The following is a 22,714-nucleotide window of genomic DNA, read 5'->3' as shown; positions in this document are numbered from 1 at the left end:
AGCGGGATTTTTTTTGTGCGAGCGTCCGGTTTTTTTGAATAACTCTGTCAGATAAATTTGGTATTCACCCCAGGGTCAGTTGATTAGATTGGATAGGACTATCCTCGGGTGCCGTCGGCACTCTACTGCAACGATCTGGGAGTTCCTAATGGCGAAGACAGTGGTTATTTTTCATTCCGGCTACGGCCACACCGAGCGTTTGGCAAAGGTTGTTGCCGAGGGCGCGCAAGCGGAACTGATCGCTATCGATCAGGAAGGCAATATCAGCGATGAAGCCTGGCAAAAACTCGATGAGGCGGATGCCATTATCTTTGGTTCGCCGACCTATATGGGTGGCCCGTCCTGGCAGTTTAAAAAGTTTGCCGATGCCAGTTCAAAAGCCTGGTTCGGCCGTAAGTGGCAGGACAAGGTTTTTGGTGGGTTCACCAACAGCGCCAGCCTGAACGGTGATAAGCAGGTTACGCTGATCGCTCTGCAAACTCTGGCCTCGCAGCATGGCGGCCTGTGGGTCAGCCTGGGGCTGATGCCCGCGAATACCAAGTCGGCGCAGCGTACCGATATCAACAACCTGGGAGGCTCGGTAGGGCTGCTGGTGCAAACGCCTGCCGACGCCGGTGTGGATGAAATGTTGTCTGGCGATTTGGAAACGGCCAGCCTTTACGGGCAGCGCGTGGCGGGTTTTGCCGCCAAACTGGCTTAATAGTCGTTCCCCTTGCGCTCATTTTTTCTACACAATTGCAGCGTAAAGTGGTGAATGTTATTAGCCTGCTTGGGCTAACACTGCATTTCGTACAAACATTCCCGGTTCCTAGACCGGGTTTTTTGTTGCTAAGGTGGGCTTAAGCTTCCGGCGATACAATGAGCAGCAACACGGTCATGCAATGGCTGTGTCGTAACTGTCAATTAGCTGCTCTTCAAGCGAGCCCGCACTGTGCGGGCTTTTTTTATATTCCCGAATTTAATTGTTGTCAGGACTCACTGGCTGAAAAATAATAATCAACAGAATGGTTCGTGCAGCAAGTAAAATACCCTTTTTATTTTTATGGTTTTTGCGTTGTGCTGATTGGCGATGCTTTACGCTATGCTGTTAGATATCGTTGAACATTATTTTTGTCATGTACTCTGCCGTTGACGGCTTGAGTTAAGAACATTCCGTTAAATAAAAGTGAATGTATCTTTGTGATTGATCTGCCTGTATTTTTTAAGTCTGCCTCTGGTTTTTATGTCATTTGCATTATGCCGGGCGAGGGAATATGCATAGAATTGCTCTGGATATTATAAATATATGGGTAAGGCGATGAACGCCAGAATAAGCGACAAACATGGCTTGCCTGCGGCTATCCAGCTGATAACGCTTTTTCTGCTGGCCTTTTTGCTTTCCCTGCTGGGTATTTTTACCCGTCCAATAGGATCGCTTTCGCTGTTTTGGCCGGTGAATGCGATTTTGCTCGGCCTGTTATTACGTAAACCTGCTTATGCCAGGCCATCCGGTTGGCTGGCCATCTATATTGGCATGATCGGCGCCGATTTGGCCAACGGCGAGAGCCTGTCGCTGGCGATGTGGCTGAACGCCTGCAATATGTCGCTGATTGCCACCGGTTACGGCGTGATGTCGCTGCTGCCAAAGTCGCAGCGCCGGATGGGCAAGCCCCAGACAATCCTTTATATGTTTACCGCCAGCCTGAGTAGCGCGGCGGTGGCGTCGACCTTATCGATACTGCGTAATGACAGCCTGTACAACAACACGGCCGTTATCGCCTGGTTAGCCTGGTTCAGCGAGCAGTTCTCGACCAACCTGCTGTTGTTGCCGGTGCTGCTGGCGGCACCGCGTCTCAAACAACTGTTGCGAATGCAAATCAACTGGCAGCTGCGCGCCGGTATGCCGCTGCTGGCGCTGTTGTTTTCATTGGTGTTCAGTGTGTATATCGGCGGTCCGGGGGCGATTGCATTCCCCATTCCTGCGCTGCTGTGGTGTGCGGTGCGCTACCAACTGTTCACGGTGACCTTGCTGACGTTGCTGACGGGGATGACCGAGATCAGCAGTATTTCCGCCAACCTGATGTTGTATGAAACGCCGAACAACCACGTTGCCTTCCTCGACACGCTGATGTCAGCCCGTTTGGGGATCGCCATGCTGGTGATGGGGCCGCTGATCCTTGCCAGCTCAATTGCCGTTAACCGCAAGCTGATGCGGCGACTGGAGCACAGCGCCAATCACGATTTTCTGACTGGCGTACTGGCGCGCAACGCACTGACTCGCAAGGCTGGCGAACTGCTGGAGCACAAACATAAATCGAAGGAGGCGGTGTCGCTGCTGCTGATCGATATTGACCATTTTAAACAGATTAATGATACCCATGGGCATCTGGCGGGCGATCAGATACTGGCTTCATTCGCTCATATTGTGCGGCGCGAGTTGCGGCACGATCAGCTGTTTGGCCGTTTGGGTGGGGAAGAGTTTGCCATTATGCTGCCGCGAGCGCTGGCGGCGCAGGGAGTGGCACTGGCAGAACATTTGCGGCAATTGGTACAAAAGGCCGATTTGCACCCCACTGGCAAGGTGCCGTTGAATATCACCATCAGCGTTGGCGTCGCCAGTCTGGGGATGAACGAAGTTAAATCCTTGGAACAGCTAATGAATATGGCAGATATCGCGCTTTATCGCGCCAAGTCGCAGGGACGTAACCGGGTAGAGTCGTTTAACGCGGTGAGTGGCAACAGCGTTGGCCACATCATGTTTAAATAAGAGCTTCAGTTCTGCTTGGGTTCAAACTCGGTACCGCAATTTGGGCAGATAAGCATGACATTTTGCCGCAGCGTCGAGCATTTTTGAGTGGTGACGTAGGCGCATTTCGGGCAGGCGATTTTGGTAGAGCGGTTGATAAAGCCTTTAACACTGCTGGTATCAGACATAATAAAATGGCCTGTGTCAGGTGAAAGCCCACGCTAACACAGGTGGTATCAAATTGCTTAGAATGTTTTTTATACGCCTGAAAAGGGATTACAGGCTTTTCAGCACTTTCAGGGTTTCATCCATGTCGATCTCATGTTCAGAGAAGGTATGGGTGTCGTTCTGGAAGGTGGTGATGGTCAGCATACGCAGCGTCTGCATGGTTTGCGGCGCTTCTTCGGACTGCGGGCGAATGCGGTTCATCAACAGGCCGACCGACAGCACGGTATTTTCTTTATCCACATCCGCTTTCACCGGCACTTCTTTGGTGAAGGTGTTGAAGGATTTGATGCTGGTGATCTTGATTCTTTCGTTGGCGATGATGATGTACTTGCTCGACGCCAGCACCTTGACCGCAAACGCCGATGGGCCTTTGGTGTTGTTGGTCGGTTCGAAAGTCACCGCCGCGTTTTTCTTAATCAGCTCCGGGTTCTGCACTTTAATCACGTGAAAATAACGATTTTCCCCGTTCTCATCGGTAATAAAGCCGAAGCCTTTGTCTTCAAAAAAAGTCGTTATCTTGCCGTTCATCATCATTCTCATAAAGTCGCTCAATACAGTGCATATGATAGCGCGGAATGCCTTGCAGTGACAGATTGCGTGCCGGGCATTTGATAATGCGATTACGGCATTTAGCGGGGTTGTCGCCACATGCTATTTTCTTTCTGACTTTACTCATTTCTGAAAGGGAAAATCGATGGGCATTAAACGGCTAAACCATGCGGTGCTGTATGTCAGCGATGTACAGCAGAGCGCGGATTTTTATCATCAGGTGCTGGGGTTTAAGCTCAAGCCCTCAGGCAGCCCGGATAAAGCGGTGTTTACCCAGGCGGCCGATTCGGATAACGATCACGATCTGGCGCTGTTCAGCAAGAATCTGGGGCAGCAGCGGGCCGGGGTATTTCGCGCCAACGGTGAGCCGCCGGCGGAAAACGAGCCGCCGGCCGGGTTGTACCACTTGGCCTGGGAGGTCGACAGCCTGGACGAACTTGAGCGCATTCGCGACCAGTTGGCGCAGCGCGGCATTCTTGGGTTGGAGGAAGATCATGGCGTGCACAAAAGCATCTATGGGCACGATCCGGATGGGTTACTGTTTGAAGTGACCTGGTTTATTCCTCCGGCGCTACTGACCGAGCAGGATCGCAATCAGCGTGGCATCAAACCGCTGGATTTTACCGCTGAAAAACGCCGTTTCGCGTTGCTCTAACAGAGCGGGGCGCCGCTGACGCCCCGTTGGTCACAGCACTTTATTGAGGAAGTTGATGGTGCGAGGGTGTTGCGGATGGTTCAGCACCCGACGGGCATCGCCCTGTTCAACGATTTGCCCATCGACCATAAAGACAATCTGATCCGCCGCCTCGCGCGCAAAGCCAATTTCATGGGTGACCACCACCAGCGTTACGCCAAGATCTGCCAGCCCCTTGATGACGTCCAATACTTCACCGACCAGCTCTGGATCGAGCGCCGAGGTCGGTTCATCAAACAAAATCACCTTCGGGTTCAGCGCCAAAGCGCGGGCAATGGCGATGCGCTGCTGTTGCCCACCGGACAGATGGCGCGGGAAGGCGTCTGCCTTGTGGCGCAGGCCGACGGTGTCCAGCAGCTGATAAGCCACCTCTTTGGCCTCGGCCCGCGAGTAAATTTTATGCACTATCGGGGCTTCAATGATGTTCTCCAGTACCGTCAGATGGGGGAACAGGTTGAAGTTCTGAAACACATAGCCGACGTTGATACGCTGCTTGAGAATGGCGTTCTCTTTTAGCTCATACAGCTTGTCACCTTTGCGCCGGTAACCGACATAGTCGCCGTCGATCCGGATAAAGCCTTCATCAACACGCTCCAGGTGGTTGATGGCCCGCAGCAGGGTGGACTTGCCGGAGCCGGAAGGCCCGAGGATCACCGTGACGGTGCCCGGCTGCAGCGTCAGGCTGACGTCGTCCAGCGCCTTGTGTTTTCCGAAAAATTTGCTCACGTTGCTGATTTCAATCAGGCCGCGCGCCGGTACTGGCACGATGCTGTGTACCGCCGCTTCGCGCAGGGCATAATAATCAATGGCTTCGGACATGGGATCCTCCTAACGTTTTAACCAGCCGGCCAGTTTCTGCCATGGCGTTGGCGGCAGTTCGCGCACTGCGCCCCGGGCGAAATAGCGTTCGATGTAATATTGAATGACCGACAGCGCGGTGGTGATGAACAGGTACCAGACGGTGGCGACCATCAGCAGCGGTATCACCTGCTGGGTGCGGTTGTAGATCACCTGAATGGTATAAAACAGCTCCGGCAGCGCCAGCACGTAGACAATCGAAGTGCCCTTTGCCAGGCTGATAATTTCATTGAAGCCGGTCGGAATGATTGAGCGCAGCGCCTGGGGCAAAATAATGCGGAAAGTGCGGCGATAGCCCGGCAGGCCCAGTGCCGCCGCCGCTTCATGCTGGCCATACTCGACCCCGATAATGCCGCCGCGGATGATTTCTGCGGTATAGGCCGACTGCACCAGCGTCAGCCCCAGTACCGCCACCGAGAACTGGCTGAGGATATCGATGGTCGGATAGCTGGCGAACACCAGCGAGGTAAAGGGGATGCCCAGTGAGATGGAATCGTACAGATAAGAGAAGTTATACAGAACGATCAGCACCAGGATCAGCGGCAGCGAGCGGAACAGCCAGATATAACCCCATGCCAGCGAAGCCAGCAGGTAAGAGCGCGATAACCGCGCCAGGGCCAGCAGCGTCCCGAAGAGGATACTGAACAGCGTGCCGAGCAGCGTCAGCAGCAGGGTTTGCCCCAGTCCTGATAATACCGCCGGGGCAAAGAACCATTCGGCGAATACCCCCCATTCCCAGCGTTCGTTGGTCGCCACAGACTGGAGGATCGCCGCCAGAATAAACACCGTGAACAACGCACCAGCCAGTCGCAGCGGGTACCGTGCGGGAACCACTTTTAAGACTTCTTGTTTGGACATCACAACTCTCCTGAAACAGATAAAAGGGTGAGGAAGGGGGAATGCCCCCTAGGCAATCTTCCTTTCCGGCACGCAACAGAGTGCGTCCGCTGTTATCAGGCTTTTGCGAAATGGCAGCCGGCCATCGTAAGGGGGGCGGCTATAGACTTCAGTATCGACGCTGGTATCGAACTGCGGCTGATAGCCGTTGCTCAAATACAAGCCCACCGCCTCCGGCTGGCGAAAGCCGGTGGTCAGGTAGAGCTGGCGGTAACCCTGTTGCTGCGCCAGCGTTTCCAGTTGCTGCAATACCCGTTGTGCCAGGCCCTGACGGCGCAGATCGGTTCGTGTCCAGATGCGTTTCAGCTCGGCAGTTTGCGGATCGTAGCGTTTGAAGGCCCCCATGGCGATCGGCTCCCCGGCGCGCAACAGCACGATAAAGGCGCCTTGCGGCGGGGCGTACAAATCCAGCGCTTCCTGTTCCTGGTCACCAAAATAGTCGCCATAGCGTTGGCGATACTCACCGAATAGCCCGGCGATCACCGGCTGGACCAGCGGATCGCTTGGCAGCGTTTGGATAAAAACGTCATTTGCCATCTGTATGCTCCTAATCGCCCAGGTCATTTCGTTGGGTGGGCAGGACGCTAAAGGTTGTTCGCATAGCGGATATCCCTGAGAAATTATTATTGTTATTGCGTGAACTGATTGGCAGGCAGCTTAAGACCCAGGTGGTCGCGCAGCGTGTCACCGCTGTAATCGCTGCGGAACAGGCCGCGCTGCTGCAGGATCGGCACCACGCGATCGACAAAGTGGCCGAATGAATTTGGCGTGCCACCGCTGATGATGAAACCGTCGGCTGCCTGGGTGTCGAACCAGTTTTGCAGGCCGTCCGCCACCGCTTCCGGCGTGCCGCCAAATACCGGGCGAGGCGAGGCGGCTTCCAGCGCGACTTCCCGTAGCGTCAGATTGCGTTCGCGGGCATTGCGCTTGATGGCGTCGGTGGTGCTGCGGAAGCTGTTTTGCCCCAGTTCACCGACGTCCGGAAAGGGTTCATCGAGCGGATGACGGGCGAAATCATAGTGCTCGAAATAGCGGCCAAGGTAGTTAAGGGCATTTTCGATACTGACCAGGCGGGCGGTTTCCCAATACTGGCGCTCCACGTCTTCATTGTCGTCACCGACAATCACGCTGACGCCCTGAAAGATCCGCAGGTCATCCGGTTCACGACCTTGTTCCACCAACTGCTTTTTAACGTCCTGATAAAACGCCTGTGCCTGTTGTTGGCTCTCATGGTGGGTGAAAATGGCGTCGGCGTGTTTGGCTGCCAATTGCTTGCCGTCTTCCGAAGCGCCGGCCTGGAACAGAATCGGCCGTCCTTGTGGCGTGCGGCCGATATTCAATGGCCCCTGTACCGAGAAGAACTCGCCCTGGTGATTCAGGGTATGCAGTTTACCGGCGCTGAAGAATTCACCGCTGCTCTTGTTGCGCACAAAAGCGTCGCTTTCCCACGAGTCCCATAATCCTTTGGTGACGTCGAGGTATTCGCTGGCAATGCGGTAGCGCAGGCTGTGTTCAGGATGCTCGGCGCGCGAGAAGTTCTTTGCCGACCCTTCCAGCGGTGAGGTCACCACGTTCCAGCCGGCCCGGCCTTTGCTGAGGTGATCCAGGCTGGCGAACTGGCGCGCAACGGTAAAGGGATCGCTGTACGAGGTGGATAAGGTGCCCACCAGCCCGATTTTATCGGTGGCGGCGGACAGTGCGGCAAGCAGGGTTAAGGGTTCAAAACGATTGAGAAAATGTGGGATAGATTTCTCATTGATATATAAGCCGTCGGCTACAAATACGAAATCCAATTTACCCTGTTCGGCTTTTTTTGCCGTGGCAATATTAAAATCGAGATTAATACTGGCATCGGCAGTGGCGTCCGGATGTCGCCAGGCAGACATATTTCCCGATGCACCATGCAAAATGGCGCCAAGGCGCAATTGTCGTTGTTCTTTCGCACTGTTGCTCATTGCTTTCACCCTGTTAAGTGCCGGTGTGGCGCTATCTTTAGAGCTCCACTATTGACGAGCACCATCAGGATGTAAAACAACAAAACCGCATATTCTAATGTTGAAATTGGCAAATCTAACCGAGGGGAAAATAATAACTCGCAGCGCAGAATACACTGCGCCGCGAAATAATAACCGGCCGAGTTCTATGCCTCGCTGGTGGCTTTTTCCGGGGTGGTGACTAATTGCTGCAGCGTGCGCTCAGCCAACAGTTCGAAATATTGCGAGGCCGGGAAAATCGCCTGTTCATCCGGGTTGAAGCGCGGGTGGTGCAGACCAAATTCACTGGCCGAACCAATACTGACAAACACGCCCGGCACGTGGTGCAGATAAAGCGCAAAGTCTTCCCCGCCCATCTGCAGTTCAGCCTCTTCCACCCGGTAGCCGGCTTCGGCGGCGACGGTTTTACTGAAGGCTGCCCAGCGTGCATCATTGACCACCGCCGGTGGGCCGGCCTGCCAGCGTAGTTCCGCTTGTGCGCCAAGGGATGCGGCGACGCCGTTAATCACCTGGCGAATTTTATCCGGCACCTGGCGGCGAACCTTATCGCTATGGGTCCGTACAGTCCCTTCAAGCTCTACGGTCTGTGGCAGAACATTCCAGGTGTTACCACCCTCAATACGCGTGACGCTCACTACCAACGACTCTAGCGAACTGAAGCTGCGGCTGGGCAGGGTTTGCAGCGCGTTGACAATCTGGCTGGCCGTGACGATGGTGTCCACCCCTTGCTCCGGTTTGGCGGCGTGCGCCCCCTTGCCGGTGATCAGGATCTGGAAGCGATCGACGTTGGCGTAAAACGCTCCGGCGCGGGTGGCAAAGGTACCGGTCGGCAGCTCCGGCGCGTTGTGCAGACCGAATACCGCCGCCACGTTATCCAGCGCCCCGGCGTCGATCAGGTGCTGGGCACCGTTGAAGGTTTCCTCCGCCGGCTGGAAGAAAATGCGTACCGTGCCGGGCAGGGTGGCTTCGCGCGCTTTCAATAAATGCGCCGCGCCCAGCATCACCGAGGTGTGAAAATCATGTCCGCAGGCGTGCATCACGCCGCTGTTTTGCGAACTGAACGGCACACCGGAAATTTCTTCAATCGGCAGGGCGTCAATATCCCCACGCAGCGCAATGATTGGCCCCTTGCCACTGCCGATTTCAGCCACCACGCCGGTCTTCAGCTCCAGCGGAAGAATACGGATACCGGCCTCTTCCAGCCAGCGGGTCAGGCGGGCGGTAGTGGCAAATTCGTGGTTGGACAGCTCAGGGTTCTGATGCAGTTCACGGCGGTAGGCGATGATTTTTTCGGCCAGTTGGCTGGTCATAGTCTTGGCTCACAGTGGTTAGTAAGCTCTAACCCTAGTGCAGGGCGGCCGGAAGCAAAAAGACTATCTGGTTATATTACATAGCGATTGTGTCTGCATCACGCCGGCAAGGCAGGATGACGGCGGGTGAAACAGGCGTTCGACCGTTGTTCGACGTGGTTTGAAGAGGATTGGACTACCTGCAGAGACAATGGCAAGGGGGGTAAGCGATTTACACCGAAGGACACGGACTTTTTCACTCTTTATCGATTTTATGTGATCCAGGTTGTGGACAAAATCCCGTCTAATTGCTGTACTGTATTGGACACATGTTTAGTGTCTTTCATTCACGTTAAAGGTAAGTTTGATGTCTAAGATTAAAGGTAGCGTTAAGTGGTTTAATGAATCCAAAGGCTTCGGCTTCATTACTCCGGAAGATGGTAGCAAGGACGTTTTCGTTCACTTCTCTGCCATCGCTAGCAATGGTTTCAAAACTCTTGCTGAAGGCCAGCGTGTAGAATTTGAAATCACGAACGGTGCCAAAGGCCCATCTGCTGCTAACGTTATCGCTATCTAATGCTACAGCCGAAATTCTTAAAACCCGCTCACTGAGCGGGTTTTTTATTGCCTTTTTTCCGTCGCTTTATGCCTGCGCTTTGCGTACCAGCAGTTTAAACAGCGTGATGGCGACGGCGTAACAGCCAACAATGGTCAGTGCCATTGAGACGCTGGAAGTGCCGCCCAGCCCCGTCAAGGGCACGCTGCAGGCACCTAGTGCGAACATGCTCACGCCAATCAGCGCAGAGGCGCTACCCGCTTTATCGCCCTGGCTTTGCATCGCCAATGAAGACGCAGTAGGGCCGACAATACCGATCACCGCCACCGAGAAGAACAGCGGCACCATCAGCAGTGCCAACGGCGCGTGCAGGCTGGCTGCCAACAGCAACAGCAGCGAAGAAATCGCCGCCAGTGTTAGCCCTCCTTTCAATACCTTCCTTTCACCAAAATGTATGCTCAGGCGGCTGGCGATCTGCGCGGAAATAATCAGTCCGACGCCGTTGATGGCAAAGCACAGGCTGAACATCTGCGGGCTGAGGCCATAAATCTGCTGCAGCACGAAAGGAGAGGCGCCGATATAGGCGAACATGCCGGCCATTACAAAACCTTGCGTCAGGCACAGGCCCATAAACTGACGCTGGGTCAGCAATCCGCCCAGTGACCGCAACATGGCAAAAATACCGCCCTGGCTGCGGCGTTCGGCAGGCAATGACTCATCCAACTTCAGGCTGGCAAGCGTGAATAACAGCACGGCAATGGCCGCCAGCACGCCGAAAATCCCGCGCCAGTCCATAAACTGCAGCATGGCACCGCCCAATACCGGCGCAACGATAGGTGCCAGGCCATTGACCAACATCAGCAGGGCGAAGAACCGCGTCAGTTCATGCCCGGAATAAAGGTCACGTGCGATAGCGCGAGAAATGACTGCACCACCGGCGCCGGCCAGCCCTTGCAACAGACGGGCAATCAGCAACTGATCGATATTGGGGGCCAGTGCACACCACAGTGAGGCGACCAGCAGCAGCGTCAGCGACACCAGCAGCGGGCGCATACGGCCGAGCTTGTCGCTGTAGGGGCCAAAAATCAGCTGGCCGACACCCAAACCGAGCAGGCCGGCGGTCAGGCTGAGCTGCGCGGTAGCGGTAGAGGTATTCAGATCGCCGGCCATCTCCGGCAGGGCGGGCAGGTAGAGGTCGATGCACAGCGGGCCCAGTGAGGCGAGCAGGCCAAGCACGAGTGCGTACACCAGACGTTGTCTGGCAAGTTGTCTGGTCATAAGGATTAAGGTTTCCTGAACAGGTGAGAGATAGCTTGTTGGTATAGGCCGTTCAGCAGGCTGATATCGGCTTTTTGTGTGGTCAGTATGCGGTAACCGGTGCCTTCGCTTAATACGGCGACAAACTCCACTCGGGCGGCGATCTCCTGCTCGCTGAAGTGCGGGTAAATTCGCTGCAGGTTTTGGCAAACATGGTGGAACAACCGCGTTTCGGCATCGCTGAGCATTTTGGCCACTATCGGGTTACGGGTAGCCTCGGCGGTGACCTCCAGCATCAGCATATGGTCGGTTTCGCTCTCACCCGGCTGTTGAAACAGGGTGCGCGCCGCCAGGGTACCGGCGATCAGGTTGATATGATCGCCAAGATCTTCCAGCCGCCGCATTTTACTGGCGATGATACGGTTAACGATCTCTTCGATGATCGCATCTTTATTGTCGAAGTAGCGGTAGATCTGGCCGACGCTAAGCTGGGAACCCTGCGCGATTTCCGCCATGCTGGCGGCGTGAAAACCGTGCTGACGAAAACAGAGTTTTGCGGCGTCGACAATCTGATCGCGGCGGGCCTGTGCTTTGGCCTGCCTGCTGTCGCTGGTGGATATCATGTCCCGATCCTTTGCCAAGTGAAATGCGGTTCGCCTTCTGGGTGCGAACGTTCATTCTCAATTGTAATGCAACAATGGCAATAGGCAAGAGCGTAACTGTAAAGGAGGGGTTTGCAGGAGTTAACTTCAGGCGAACAGATAAACCTTGATGAAGGCACCCACAATCAGCAGGCACAGCAGGGTGGCGGTCACTTCAGCGGGCGTTTTTGGCAGGCTAAACATCTGAGTTCTCATCCAGTGGGGATACTGGATGAGATTATGCTCAGCGCAGATTAAGGAAACATTAAGACGCCGAAATTAAATTATTGCCCGTTAATCCACACCACCAGCATAAATGCCAGCAGGGTCATCGCCAGTGAGCCAGCCAGATTGAGCAACATATTGGTCAACGCCCAGGCGAAACGGCCATCCTGCAGCAAATACACCACTTCCAGAGAGAAAGTGGAAAAGGTGGTCAAGCCACCGCAAAAACCGGTGGTGATCAGCAACTTCCAGGTGGGATCCAGGTGCGTCAGACGGGTGAAGATGGCGATAGCCAAACCGATAATAAAGCCACCCAGCAGATTGACTGCCAGCGTCCCCAGCGGGATGTGCGCGTTAAGTGGATTCATCTTCATGCTTATGGCCCAGCGCAGAACGCTACCCATACCGCCGCCAATAAAAACTGCCAGTAAAGAACTCAACATGGTCGAAACTGCCTTTCATTAAATGGGGGACAAGCTCAGAAAGGTTCAGGCGCAATGCTACGCACCTCTCCGAGAGGTTACGTAGACATCATCAGCCCGTGAAGGCGGTTAAGGAGGAATGTCATCTCCGTCGTTCGGCGCCGCTGTTTGCCGCGCTGGCGGGATCTTACACCCGATGATGCCTGGTTTGTAGTATCAAAAGTGACGGGAAAGAGAAAATTGTTCCTCTGGTGTCAGTGGTCGTGTACGGCCAGCTCCAGGCGGTTGCGCCCCTTGTTCTTCGCCCGGTACAGCGCGTTGTCGGCGGCTTTTAACCAGTCCAGATAGCCTTTCATATCGCCGTGATAATCCGCAATGCCGGCACTGATGTTCAGTTTTAACTGCGGTGCTTCGCGGAACACAATCTCGTTCAGCCGTTCCTGAATACGCAACAGGGCTATGCTGGCCTGTTCGGCGCTGGTGTTGGGCAACACGGCACCAAACTCGTCGCCACCGTAACGTCCGACAATATCCACGGCGCGCAGACCGATTAGCAACTCTTCCGCCAGTACCGCCAGTGCCTCATCCCCCAGCGCATGGCCGAAGCTGTCGTTGATGGTCTTGAAGCGATCGATATCCATCAGGATCAGGGTCGCGCTGTGCTGATAGCGGCGGCAGCTGTCAAATTGGTGATGCAGCAAATGTTCCCAATGGCGGCGGTTGTACAGCCCGGTCAGGCCGTCACGCATGCTGATGCGCAGCAACTCCTGTTTTTTCTCCGCCAGCCGTTTGGCGGTGCGGTAGGTTACTAACCCCAATAGGATAGGGTAGAGATAGATCATGGGCAGGCACAGATAAGTCTGCAGCGGCGTGCTTTGCGGCTGAAAAGGGAAGCCCAGCAGAGCACTTATCGCCAGTGCGCTGAGCACTTGCACCGCCAATCCTTTAAAGAACAGAGATTTACCGGCAGAGGCAATATTGTTCATGCTCATCATCGACAGGATGACTACTGACGGCAACGCATTGAAGGCCATTACCGCCACCCACAGCCCACCGAAAAACGAATCGATCAGCAGGTTGCGGATTTCAACCTTGAAGGGCATAACGGAGCGGCGTGCCCATTGGTAAGCCAGGTGTGGCCAGATAAAACCGTGGAAAATCAGCAGACTCCAAACCCAGGGGGAGGTCTGCTGCGTATAAAGCACCGAGAACACGCAGATAAAACCGACCCCCAGGCCGACGATGCGTGGCAGGTAGGTGCGTCTGGCGAAGCTGAGGCCGGAACGTCGGGTATCAATGACTGATGGCGTATACATCCGGCAACTCCATGATGAGCAAGAGGACAGCGTACCATGCGGCTTATAAACTCAGAATAGTCTGAATCGCGGCAAAGCTATTTAAAGTTGCATATTGGCGCGGGATCTCACTCTGTTACATGTTGCTGTTGTTTTGGCTTACAGAAAGTAGGTAAATATCCTCAGGCAAGTTTTGTTTTCTCGCTGCGGCCGCAGCGCTATATGAATAAGAAGGTGAGTATGGAAGGGATCAGTATTACCAAACTTCTGGTGATTGCGGTGTTGATCATCTTGCTGTTCGGTACCAGCAAACTGCGTACTTTGGGCGCGGATTTGGGTGCTGCGCTGAAGGGCTTCAAAAAGGCGGTGGGTGATGATACTACTCCGCCAGCGGCAAATACGGCAGAAAGTCAGTCAAACCCGCAGAGCGTCGAAAAGAAAGACGTTTAATCCGCTTTCTGCCGGGCAATAAAAAACGGATGCCGCATGGACATCCGTTTTTTGCCGTTTCCGCCGTTGGAAAGGTAACAAATAATTACTTCACTTCCATCCCTTTTGCCTGCAAATCGGCATGGTAGGACGAACGGACAAACGGACCGCAAGCGGCATGGGTAAAGCCCATCGCCATCGCTTCTTCTTTCATTTCATCGAACTCGGCCGGGCTGACGTAACGCTGAACCGGCAGGTGATGACGGCTTGGCTGCAGGTACTGGCCCAGAGTCAGCATGGTCACGCCATGGCGACGCAGATCGCGCATTACTTCAACGATTTCCGCATTGGTTTCCCCCAGACCGACCATCAGGCCAGACTTGGTTGGGATGTGCGGATGCGCTTCTTTAAACCGCTCCAGCAGCTTCAATGACCACTCGTAGTTAGCGCCCGGACGCACCTGACGATAGACGCGCGGTACGTTTTCCAGGTTGTGGTTGAACACATCCGGTGGCGTTTCGGTCAGGATCTCCAATGCGCGATCCATACGACCGCGGAAGTCCGGCACCAGCGTTTCAATCTTGATGGTCGGGTTTTTAGCGCGGATAGCCGCGATGCAGTCGGCAAAGTGCTGGGCACCCCCGTCACGCAAGTCGTCGCGGTCAACCGAAGTGATTACTACGTAACGCAGACCCATATCGGCGATGGTCTGAGCCAGTTTTTCCGGCTCGTTGGCATCGGGTGCCACCGGGCGACCGTGCGCTACGTCGCAGAATGGGCAGCGGCGGGTACAGATGGCACCGAGGATCATAAAGGTGGCGGTACCGTGGTTGAAGCACTCAGACAGGTTCGGACAGGAAGCTTCTTCGCACACCGAATGCAGACCGTTTTTACGCATTGCGGCTTTAATGCCCTGAATGCGCGTAGAGTCGGCAGGAAGTTTGATTTTCATCCACTCGGGTTTACGTAACAGCTCCTGCCGTTCAGTGACCACCGTTTTTACCGGGATCAACGCCATTTTGTCTGCATCACGGTATTTGACGCCGCGTTCCATCTGAATTGGTTTACTCATAATCGTGCAGGTTCCAGTTACGAAGCTCGACCTTCGGGTAGCCGAGTAAATGAACAAATTCCTGTACCAGGACTGGGTGTACGTCTTCTATGCCAACGCCGGGCGCCAGCGCGCTGACCTGCGCCATCTGCATACCGGCGTAACCGCAAGGGTTGATACGCTGGAAGGGGCTGAGATCCATGGCCACATTCAGGGCCAGGCCGTGGAATGAACTGCCTTTACGGATCCGCAAACCCAACGAACAGATTTTTTGCTCCCCCACGTAAACACCAGGCGCATCCGGACGGGCGCGCGATTCAATGTGAAAGTGGGCGAGGGTATTAATAACGGTATCTTCGATAGCCGTGACCAGTTGGCGAACGCCAACCTTGTTGCGTTTCAGATCGATCATCACGTACATCACCTGCTGCCCCGGCCCATGATAGGTGACCTGGCCGCCGCGATCGCTCTGGACAACCGGAATGTCACCCGGCATTAACAGATGCTCTGCTTTACCGGCCTGGCCCTGGGTAAATACGGGCTGATGCTGAACCAGCCACAGCTCATCGGGCGTGGTTTCGGTTCGGCGATCGGTGAAGTTGTGCATGGCTTGGGATACAGGCTCATAGGGCTGCAACCCCAGCTGACGCAAAATGATCTTGTCTGGTTGCAAAAGAGTCATCGTCAGGTTACAGAAGTGGTGTCGCCATTATACCGGGCGCTCTGGCCCGCGACCAGCATTTAGCTGACCAAAAATGCGCAACCCGGGCAGAGGATGCTCTGGCCCGGGCTGAAAAGCAGGGTTTTGTGCTGGAATTACAGCACCATGCGGACAATTTCAATGTTGCCCAGCTCATCATACAAGGTTTCCACCTGGTCGATATGGGTGGCGGTGATGGTGATGGACACGGAGTGGTAATTGCCTTTGCTGCTAGGTTTAACCTGTGGGTTGTAATCCCCGGGAGCATGGCGCTGCACCACTTCAACCACCTGGTCCACCAGCTCGGGTTGTGCCAGGCCCATTACTTTGTAGGTAAATGAGCAAGGGAATTCGAGCAGTTCGTTCAGTTTAGTTTTCATGTGCGCTCCAGAGTGCGGCTATCGGTATAGCGATTCTATAAATTATAACTCCCGCCGGAGCGGGAGTTAATGTTAATCAGTATATGGGGGCAATTTCGCCCATTTCAACTGTTAACCGAACCAGTGGTGGAACATCAGTTTGATGTAATCCACGATACGGCTGAAGAAACCGCCTTCTTTCACTTCGTTCATCACCACCAGTGGGCGCTGATCGATGGTTTTGCCATCGAGCTGGAAGTTGATGCTGCCGACAACCTGGTTTTTCGCCAGTGGCGCATGAATTTCCGGGGTGTTCAGCACGTAGCTGGCTTTGAGATCTTTCATCCGGCCGCGTGGGATGGTCAGGTAAACGTCTTTGTCTACGCCCAACTCAACGCGATCCGCATCGCCGAACCATACGGGTTCAGACGCAAACTCTTTGCCCACTTTCAGTGGTGCAACGGTTTCGAAGAAGCGGAAGCCCCAGGTCAGCAGTTTCTTGCTCTCGGTCTCACGGCCTTTATAAGTCCGACCGCCCAACACCGCAGAGATCAGACGCATCTGGCCTTCGGTTGCAGAAGCGACCAGGTTGTAACCTGCCGCATCGGTATGACCGGTTTTGATGCCGTCCACGTTCAGGCTGGTATCCCACAGCAGACCGTTACGGTTCATCTGGCGGATATTGTTGAAGGTGAACTCTTTTTCTTTGTAAATCGCGTATTCGTCCGGCACGTCGCGGATCAGCGCCTGGCCGATCAACGCCATATCGCGCGCAGAACTGTACTGACCCTGTGCATCCAGGCCGTGTACCGTCTGGAAGTGGGTGTTTTGCAGGCCCAGCTTGCTGACGTAGGTGTTCATCAGGTTAACGAACGCGTCCTGGCTGCCGGCTACGTAGTCGGCCATCGCCACGCAGGCGTCGTTACCGGACTGCAGGTTGATGCCGCGAGTCAGCTTGGAGACCGGTACGCGGTCGCCTGGTTTCAGGAACATCAGCGAAGAACCCTTGAATACCGGGTTGCCGGTAGCCCAGGCGTCTTGCCCCACGGTAACCATGTCTTCCTGGCCGATTTTACCCGCTTTCAGCGCCTGGCCGATGACGTAGCTGGTCATCATTTTGGTCAGACTGGCAGGGTCACGGCGGGCGTCGGCGTTCATTTCCGCCAAAACTTTACCGGAGTTGTAATCAATCAGGACGTAGGCTTCCGCATCGATCTGCGGTACTCCTGGGATCATGGTCTTGATATTAACGTCATCGGCATGCGCAACGAAGGTTGCACTCATCGCGATAACGGTGCCGAGCGCTATGCTCTTGATTAAGCGAAAAGAAGTTACTTGTTTCATGATCGAGACTACAACATCCATGAGGGTAAAATTAAAAACGAGCCACACTATAACAGATGAGATCCCGGCAGGCATTAGCCAATCCTCTGACTAAACGCGCTTTACAGGCTTTAGCTGAAAGAAAATGTTTCAGCTAAAGAAACGCTAATCAGTCGCGTTCGCCTGCCGGACAGTTGTTTTAAGGTGCGGCAGTGACAAAAGATTGTTGCTGCGCTTCGCTGGCCAAACGCTGCTGCAGTTCGACCGCTTGCTGACGACTGCTGAACGGGCCGAGCTGTACGCGATAGACGCTGCCGTTGGCGGCCACTTTGCCCGGAACACCAAACTTTTGGCTCAGGCTTTGTTGCCAGGTCTGCGCACGTTCAGCACTGCTCAGCGCGCCGACCTGCACCACATAGCTACCACCAGCAGAAGCATTGGCGGCAACGGCGGCGGTGGCCGCGACCGGTGCGGCAATGGCGGCGGCACTGACGGTAGGTTCAGGCTCTGAGCCTTCCAGTACGCCGGCCGGTACGGCGCTAGGCGCACCCAGGAAACCGCTGCGACTGTTGCCGGTGGTAGTTACCGGGGCGTTGTCGCCGGTGTTCAGGCTGCTGTTGTCAATCGGACGTACTGCGGCGCCGTTAGGAACCGGGACATCCTGTTGCATTGGGGTTCCCATGCCGCTGGAGCCGAGTTCCGGGCGTGCGGGCAGGGCATAGCTTTGTTTGGCAACGGTAGTACCGATGGTGCCTGGGCCGCTCAGAGTGCCGTCCGGGGCCACGTTGATGAAATCAACCTTGACCTTGGTATTGTTGGACAGGTTCAGGCGGTCGGCGACGGCTTTTGACAAATCGATAATGCGGCCCTGGGTGTAAGGCCCGCGATCGTTAACCCGCACCACCAGTTGGCGGCCATTGGCCAGGTTGGTCACGCGTACGTAGCTTGGGATCGGCAGCGTTGGGTGTGCGGCGGTTAAGCCATTAGGATCGAACTGTTCTCCCAGCGCGGTGGTATTGCCCCGGGCTTCTTCACCGTAGGAGCTGGCCAGACCGGTCTGCGAGAAGTTCTGCGGATCCTTGACGATGCGGTAAGTGTCGCCATTAACCTTATAATCCTGCATGTTATTAGGGTTATAGGGTTCATATTGAGGCTCAACGCCACCGATCTCCACCACCGGGCCGTTATACGGCTGCTGCGGTGGCGCTTGCTGTTCCGTGGTCGGGGCGGTACAGGCGGAAAGTAATACCGCGACGACGCCGACCCAAAGCCATTCCTTACGCATTACTCACCCCTTATAAACTCTTGGACATCATTTTTCGATGCGTGTGGATCGACATGATAATGCCGAACCCAGCCATAAGCACAATCAGCGCCGAACCCCCGTAACTGACCAGAGGCAAAGGTACGCCAACTACCGGCAAAATGCCACTGACCATACCAATGTTAACAAACACATAAACGAACAAAATCAGCATCAGGCCACCGACCATTACCCGGCCAAAGGTGGTTTGCGCCTTGGCGGCGATCATCAATCCACGAATGATAACCAGCAGGTACAGCGCCAGCAGCACCAGAACCCCAATCAGCCCCAGCTCTTCGGCCAGGACCGCGAAGATAAAGTCCGTATGGCGTTCCGGCAGGAATTCCAACTGTGACTGGGTGCCGTGCAGCCAGCCCTTGCCGGACAGGCCGCCTGAGCCGATGGCGATTTTCGACTGAATAATATGGTAACCGGCACCAAGTGGGTCGGTTTCCGGATCCAGCAGCATCATCACGCGGTCGCGCTGATAGCCGTGCATCAGGAAGAACCACAGCACCGGGATAAAGGCCGCCAGCAGCACGGCGGCAACGGCAATCAGCTTCCAGCTCATGCCGGACAGGAACAGCACGAACAGGCCGGAGGCGGCAATCAGTATTGAAGTCCCCAAATCGGGCTGCGCGGCGACCAGCAGGGTCGGCAGGAAAATCAGCACCAGCGCAATCGCGGTATTCTTTAGCGAAGGCGGGCAGACGTCACGGTTCATAAAGCGCGCCACCATCAGCGGCACGGCAATTTTAGCGATCTCTGACGGCTGAAAACGCACAAAGCCAAGATCCAGCCAGCGTTGCGCGCCTTTACTGATCTGACCGAAAGCGTCTACCAGTATCAGCAGGATCACGCAGAAAATATATAAATACGGCGCCCAGCTTTCATAAACCCGCGGCGGGATTTGCGCCATGACGGCCATGACTATCAGCCCCATGACAATCTGGCCGATCTTGCGCTCCATCATGCCCATATCCTGGCCGCTGGCGCTCCACATTACGAACGCGCTGTAGACCAGCAGGGCCAGAATCAATAGCAGGAATGTGGGGTCGATATGGATTTTGGTCCAGATCGAGCCCTTTTGTTGGCTTTCAGTCATGTTCTACCTTAATCACCCTCTACGCCTGGTGGCAGTGGGGCTTCAGATGGTAATTGCGTATTGTTATCGCCCAGCAAAATATGGTCGAGGATCTGACGGGTGATCGTCCCGACCGCCGGACCGGAGCCGCCGTTTTCCAGAATGATGGCCACCGATACCGTTGGATTGTTGTACGGTGCAAAGGCGGTCATCAACTTATGGTCACGCAGGTGTTCCGCCAGTTTGTGGGCGTTGTAGGTTTCGTAGCCGAATACCTGTGCGGTACCCGATTTCGCCGCGGCTTTGTAAGGTGCATCCGAGAAGTACTTACGCGCCGTCCCGTTCGGACGGTTGGCTACACCATACATGCCGTCTTTGGCAATTTCCCAGAAGCCTGAATGAATATCGCCGATCTGCTTGCTCTCTTCCTGGGTAAAGGGCACCAGCGCACCATTGATGCGGGTGCTCTGCAGCAGGTGTGGCGTTTTGACGTTGCCGTCGTTAATCAGCGTGGTCAGTGCCTTGGCCATCTGGATCGGCGTTGCCGTCCAGTAGCCCTGGCCGATGCCCACCGGAATGGTGTCGCCCTGATACCAGGGTTTTTTATAGCGCTTGAATTTCCAGTCGCGGGTCGGCATCAGGCCGGAACGTTCTTCGGACAGATCGATGCCGGTATAATCGCCGTAACCGAACTTGGTCAGCCAGGTCGACAGGCGATCGATACCCATGTCGTAGGCCACCTGATAGAAGAAGGTATCCGCTGACTCTTCCAGCGCCTTGGTGACGTTCAGGCGGCCGTGACCCCATTTTTTCCAGTCGCGGAAGCGTTTTTCCGAGCCGGGCAACTGCCACCAACCGGGATCGAACAGGCTGGTGTTTTTGGTGATCACCCCGGCACTGAGCGCCGAGACGGCAATGTACGGTTTAACCGTGGATGCCGGTGGATATAGCCCTTGCGTGGCGCGGTTAATCAACGGCCGGTTCGGATCGTTGAGCAGCCCCTGATAATCTTTGCTGGAGATGCCATCAACGAACAGGTTCGGATCATAGCTGGGGTTAGAGACCATCGCCAGAATGCCGCCGGTGCGCGGATCGCTCACTACCACGGCCGCGCGGCTGCCAACCAGCAACTGCTCGATATAGCGTTGCAGGTTGAGATCCAGCGTCAGGTAAACGTCCTGACCGGCGGAAGGGGGCTGTTCATGCAGTTGGCGGATCACCCGGCCGCGGTTGTTGACTTCAACCTCTTCGTAGCCGGTTTTGCCATGCAGCGTTTCTTCGTAATAGCGTTCGATACCCAGCTTGCCGATGTCGTGAGTGGCTGCGTAGTTGGCCAGCTTGCCGTCTTTATCCAGACGTTCAACATCGCGGTCGTTGATTTTTGATACGTAGCCAATCACATGGGTCAGAGCGGAGCCATAAGGATAGTAGCGACGCTGGTAGCCTTTGACCTCGACGCCAGGGAAGCGGAACTGGTTAACCGCAAAACGCGCCACCTGGACTTCGTTCAGGGCGGTTTTCACCGGAATGGAGACGAAACGGCGTGAGCGTTTGCGCTCTTTCTCGAAGTTGGTGATGTCGTCATCGGTCAGATCGACCACCGGACGCAGTGCCTGTAGCGTGGCCTTCAGGTCATCGACCTTTTCCGGCATCAGCTCCAGTTGATAAATGGTGCGATTGAGCGCCAGCGGGGTGCCGTTGCGATCGTAGATAATGCCGCGACTGGGCGCGATCGGCACCAGTTTGATGCGGTTTTCGTTGGAACGGGTACGGTAATCCTCAAAGCGGACGATTTGCAGGTTATACAGATTGGCGATAAGGGTGCCGGTCAGCACCAGGATGACCAGGAACGCCACCAGGGCGCGGCGTACAAACAGGGCGGATTCAGCCGTATAGTCGCGAAAAGGGTTACGTTCTATTTTCATCCCGCTGCTTTATTTCACTCTGTCACGGTTACCACCGGTTATTCCCGGTGGTAAGGATGATTTGTTGTAATACTCCAGGCGCGATAGAGGCTTTCAGCCACCAGGACGCGCACTAAAGGATGCGGCAATGTCAACGGTGAGAGCGACCAACTTTGTTCGGCTGCGGCCTTGCACGCCGGGGCCAGCCCTTCCGGGCCGCCAATCAGCAGGCTGACGTTGCGGCCATCCTGCTTCCAGCGTTCGAGCTGCTGCGCCAGCTGCGGCGTTTCCCACGGCGTACCGGGGATATCCAGCGTGACAATGCGATTGCCTTTGCCTACCGCCGCCAGCATCTGCTCGCCTTCCTTTTCCAGAATGCGTTTGATATCGGCATTCTTGCCGCGCTTGCCCGCCGGGATTTCGGTCAGCTCAAACGGCATATCTTTCGGAAAGCGGTGCAGATAATCCATAAAGCCGGTCTGCACCCAGTCTGGCATTTTAGTGCCGACAGCGACCAGTTGCAGTTTCACCGCTTAGCTCCAGAGTTTTTCCAGCTCATACAAACGACGGCTTTCTTCTTGCATCACGTGGACGATCACTTCGCCCAAATCAACCACTATCCAGTCGGAAGCTTCCTGGCCTTTCATGCCATAGAGTTCCATGCCCGCAGAACGGGATTCTTGCACCACGTGGTTGGCGATCGACATCACGTGACGGGTAGAGGTACCGGTGCAGATGATCATGCAATCGGTGATGCTGGATTTACCCTGGACATCCAGAGCGATAATGTCTTGGCCTTTCAGGTCATCAATTTTATCGATGACGAAATCTTGGAGCGCTTTACCTTGCAAAGGTTCCCCCTCGGGAGTGTTCTGTTCATTCGACTGCGGCGGGCAACTGCCCGTTTTGCGGCCTGAATCAATGATAAGTC

Annotated in this window: 25 protein-coding genes and 1 riboswitch; of the genes, 5 read left to right on the top strand and 20 right to left on the bottom strand. The window is 55.1% G+C overall.

The genetic code is table 11. The annotated features are described in order from the left end of the window. The first annotated feature begins 148 nt into the window (after positions 1 to 148). Entirely contained in the window at positions 149 to 700 is a 552-nt protein-coding gene (locus tag FCL49_RS09010) for a flavodoxin family protein (protein WP_174353241.1), read from the top strand. A gap of 597 nt (positions 701 to 1,297) precedes the next feature. Next, positions 1,298 to 2,746: a GGDEF domain-containing protein gene (locus FCL49_RS09005; protein WP_254611000.1), complete on the top strand. Its 1,449-nt coding sequence runs from the start codon at positions 1,298 to 1,300 to the stop codon at positions 2,744 to 2,746. Positions 2,747 to 2,751: 5 nt separating this feature from the next. Here the strand turns inward: FCL49_RS09005 and FCL49_RS09000 are convergent, their stop codons facing one another. Together FCL49_RS09000 and FCL49_RS08995 are read right to left on the bottom strand one after the other, a co-directional pair. Then, positions 2,752 to 2,913 (bottom strand): YnfU family zinc-binding protein, encoded by a 162-nt coding sequence (locus FCL49_RS09000; protein ID WP_174353239.1) that lies wholly within the window; start codon positions 2,911 to 2,913, stop codon positions 2,752 to 2,754. Positions 2,914 to 3,001: 88 nt separating this feature from the next. Beyond that, positions 3,002 to 3,481, bottom strand: coding sequence for a cold-shock protein (locus FCL49_RS08995; RefSeq protein ID WP_017891897.1), 480 nt, complete (start codon positions 3,479 to 3,481; stop codon positions 3,002 to 3,004). Between the two features lie 166 nt (positions 3,482 to 3,647). Here FCL49_RS08995 and FCL49_RS08990 point away from each other — a divergent pair, with 166 nt between their 5' ends. Further along, positions 3,648 to 4,157 (top strand): VOC family protein, encoded by a 510-nt coding sequence (locus tag FCL49_RS08990; protein WP_174353238.1) that lies wholly within the window; start codon positions 3,648 to 3,650, stop codon positions 4,155 to 4,157. A gap of 30 nt (positions 4,158 to 4,187) precedes the next feature. Here the strand turns inward: FCL49_RS08990 and FCL49_RS08985 are convergent, their stop codons facing one another. From FCL49_RS08985 to FCL49_RS08965, 5 genes are all read right to left on the bottom strand, one after another. Next, complete coding sequence (locus FCL49_RS08985; RefSeq protein ID WP_302479843.1) at positions 4,188 to 5,015, bottom strand: amino acid ABC transporter ATP-binding protein; 828 nt, start codon at positions 5,013 to 5,015, stop codon at positions 4,188 to 4,190. A 9-nt stretch (positions 5,016 to 5,024) separates the two neighbouring features. Beyond that, positions 5,025 to 5,912, bottom strand: coding sequence for an amino acid ABC transporter permease (locus FCL49_RS08980; RefSeq protein ID WP_174353237.1), 888 nt, complete (start codon positions 5,910 to 5,912; stop codon positions 5,025 to 5,027). A 48-nt stretch (positions 5,913 to 5,960) separates the two neighbouring features. Next, the gene (locus FCL49_RS08975) at positions 5,961 to 6,488 is read right to left on the bottom strand and encodes a GNAT family N-acetyltransferase (RefSeq protein WP_174353236.1); all 528 of its coding nucleotides are present in this window, start codon (positions 6,486 to 6,488) and stop codon (positions 5,961 to 5,963) included. A 92-nt stretch (positions 6,489 to 6,580) separates the two neighbouring features. Continuing rightward, positions 6,581 to 7,906, bottom strand: coding sequence for an LLM class flavin-dependent oxidoreductase (locus FCL49_RS08970; protein WP_174353235.1), 1,326 nt, complete (start codon positions 7,904 to 7,906; stop codon positions 6,581 to 6,583). Between the two features lie 185 nt (positions 7,907 to 8,091). Continuing rightward, positions 8,092 to 9,255, bottom strand: coding sequence for a M20 peptidase aminoacylase family protein (locus FCL49_RS08965; RefSeq protein ID WP_174353234.1), 1,164 nt, complete (start codon positions 9,253 to 9,255; stop codon positions 8,092 to 8,094). Positions 9,256 to 9,601: 346 nt separating this feature from the next. On the opposite strand from FCL49_RS08965, the gene cspE reads away from it, so the two are divergent. After that, positions 9,602 to 9,811, top strand: coding sequence for a transcription antiterminator/RNA stability regulator CspE (cspE, locus tag FCL49_RS08960; protein ID WP_002210315.1), 210 nt, complete (start codon positions 9,602 to 9,604; stop codon positions 9,809 to 9,811). 66 nt (positions 9,812 to 9,877) lie between these two features. On the opposite strand, the gene FCL49_RS08955 is transcribed toward cspE, so the two are convergent. The 4 genes from FCL49_RS08955 to FCL49_RS08940 form a co-directional block, all read right to left on the bottom strand. Further along, a complete protein-coding gene (locus tag FCL49_RS08955) occupies positions 9,878 to 11,068 on the bottom strand; it encodes a multidrug effflux MFS transporter (RefSeq protein WP_174353233.1) in 1,191 nt (396 codons plus the stop codon). A gap of 5 nt (positions 11,069 to 11,073) precedes the next feature. Continuing rightward, positions 11,074 to 11,670, bottom strand: a complete 597-nt coding sequence (locus FCL49_RS08950) for a TetR/AcrR family transcriptional regulator (protein ID WP_174353232.1) — start codon at positions 11,668 to 11,670, stop codon at positions 11,074 to 11,076. Between the two features lie 302 nt (positions 11,671 to 11,972). Then, the gene (gene crcB, locus FCL49_RS08945; protein ID WP_174353231.1) at positions 11,973 to 12,356 is read right to left on the bottom strand and encodes a fluoride efflux transporter CrcB; all 384 of its coding nucleotides are present in this window, start codon (positions 12,354 to 12,356) and stop codon (positions 11,973 to 11,975) included. Between the two features lie 75 nt (positions 12,357 to 12,431). Continuing rightward, a riboswitch (Fluoride riboswitch) is annotated at positions 12,432 to 12,494 on the bottom strand. Between the two features lie 95 nt (positions 12,495 to 12,589). Further along, the gene (locus FCL49_RS08940) at positions 12,590 to 13,651 is read right to left on the bottom strand and encodes a diguanylate cyclase (protein ID WP_174353230.1); all 1,062 of its coding nucleotides are present in this window, start codon (positions 13,649 to 13,651) and stop codon (positions 12,590 to 12,592) included. 219 nt (positions 13,652 to 13,870) lie between these two features. Here FCL49_RS08940 and tatA point away from each other — a divergent pair, with 219 nt between their 5' ends. Then, positions 13,871 to 14,080, top strand: a complete 210-nt coding sequence (gene tatA, locus FCL49_RS08935) for a Sec-independent protein translocase subunit TatA (RefSeq protein ID WP_012005633.1) — start codon at positions 13,871 to 13,873, stop codon at positions 14,078 to 14,080. An 85-nt stretch (positions 14,081 to 14,165) separates the two neighbouring features. On the opposite strand, the gene lipA is transcribed toward tatA, so the two are convergent. From lipA to rsfS, 9 genes are all read right to left on the bottom strand, one after another. Next, entirely contained in the window at positions 14,166 to 15,131 is a 966-nt protein-coding gene (gene lipA, locus FCL49_RS08930) for a lipoyl synthase (protein ID WP_012005634.1), read from the bottom strand. Continuing rightward, positions 15,124 to 15,792, bottom strand: coding sequence for a lipoyl(octanoyl) transferase LipB (gene lipB / locus FCL49_RS08925; protein ID WP_012005635.1), 669 nt, complete (start codon positions 15,790 to 15,792; stop codon positions 15,124 to 15,126). Before lipB ends, lipA begins: the two co-directional genes overlap by 8 nt. A 134-nt stretch (positions 15,793 to 15,926) precedes the next feature. Continuing rightward, complete coding sequence (gene ybeD / locus FCL49_RS08920; protein ID WP_009636895.1) at positions 15,927 to 16,190, bottom strand: DUF493 family protein YbeD; 264 nt, start codon at positions 16,188 to 16,190, stop codon at positions 15,927 to 15,929. A 111-nt stretch (positions 16,191 to 16,301) separates the two neighbouring features. Next, entirely contained in the window at positions 16,302 to 17,513 is a 1,212-nt protein-coding gene (gene dacA, locus FCL49_RS08915; RefSeq protein WP_174353229.1) for a D-alanyl-D-alanine carboxypeptidase DacA, read from the bottom strand. Between the two features lie 178 nt (positions 17,514 to 17,691). Next, positions 17,692 to 18,777 carry an endolytic peptidoglycan transglycosylase RlpA gene (rlpA, locus tag FCL49_RS08910; RefSeq protein WP_174353228.1) on the bottom strand — a complete coding sequence of 362 codons (1,086 nt, stop codon included), beginning with the start codon at positions 18,775 to 18,777 and terminating at the stop codon, positions 17,692 to 17,694. 10 nt (positions 18,778 to 18,787) lie between these two features. Then, positions 18,788 to 19,900: a peptidoglycan glycosyltransferase MrdB gene (gene mrdB, locus FCL49_RS08905; RefSeq protein WP_153857718.1), complete on the bottom strand. Its 1,113-nt coding sequence runs from the start codon at positions 19,898 to 19,900 to the stop codon at positions 18,788 to 18,790. 8 nt (positions 19,901 to 19,908) lie between these two features. Further along, positions 19,909 to 21,804 (bottom strand): peptidoglycan DD-transpeptidase MrdA, encoded by a 1,896-nt coding sequence (mrdA, locus tag FCL49_RS08900; RefSeq protein ID WP_174353227.1) that lies wholly within the window; start codon positions 21,802 to 21,804, stop codon positions 19,909 to 19,911. Between the two features lie 38 nt (positions 21,805 to 21,842). After that, positions 21,843 to 22,313, bottom strand: a complete 471-nt coding sequence (gene rlmH, locus FCL49_RS08895; RefSeq protein WP_004949595.1) for a 23S rRNA (pseudouridine(1915)-N(3))-methyltransferase RlmH — start codon at positions 22,311 to 22,313, stop codon at positions 21,843 to 21,845. A 3-nt stretch (positions 22,314 to 22,316) separates the two neighbouring features. Next, positions 22,317 to 22,634 (bottom strand): ribosome silencing factor, encoded by a 318-nt coding sequence (gene rsfS, locus FCL49_RS08890; protein WP_012005640.1) that lies wholly within the window; start codon positions 22,632 to 22,634, stop codon positions 22,317 to 22,319. Positions 22,635 to 22,714: the final 80 nt, after the last annotated feature.

Source organism: Serratia proteamaculans (assembly GCF_013337185.1).
In the GTDB taxonomy this organism is placed as follows: Bacteria; Pseudomonadota; Gammaproteobacteria; order Enterobacterales; family Enterobacteriaceae; genus Serratia; species Serratia proteamaculans_D.
Note: the sequence above shows the minus strand (reverse complement) of the source record. Positions and strands in the feature narration are given on the sequence as shown.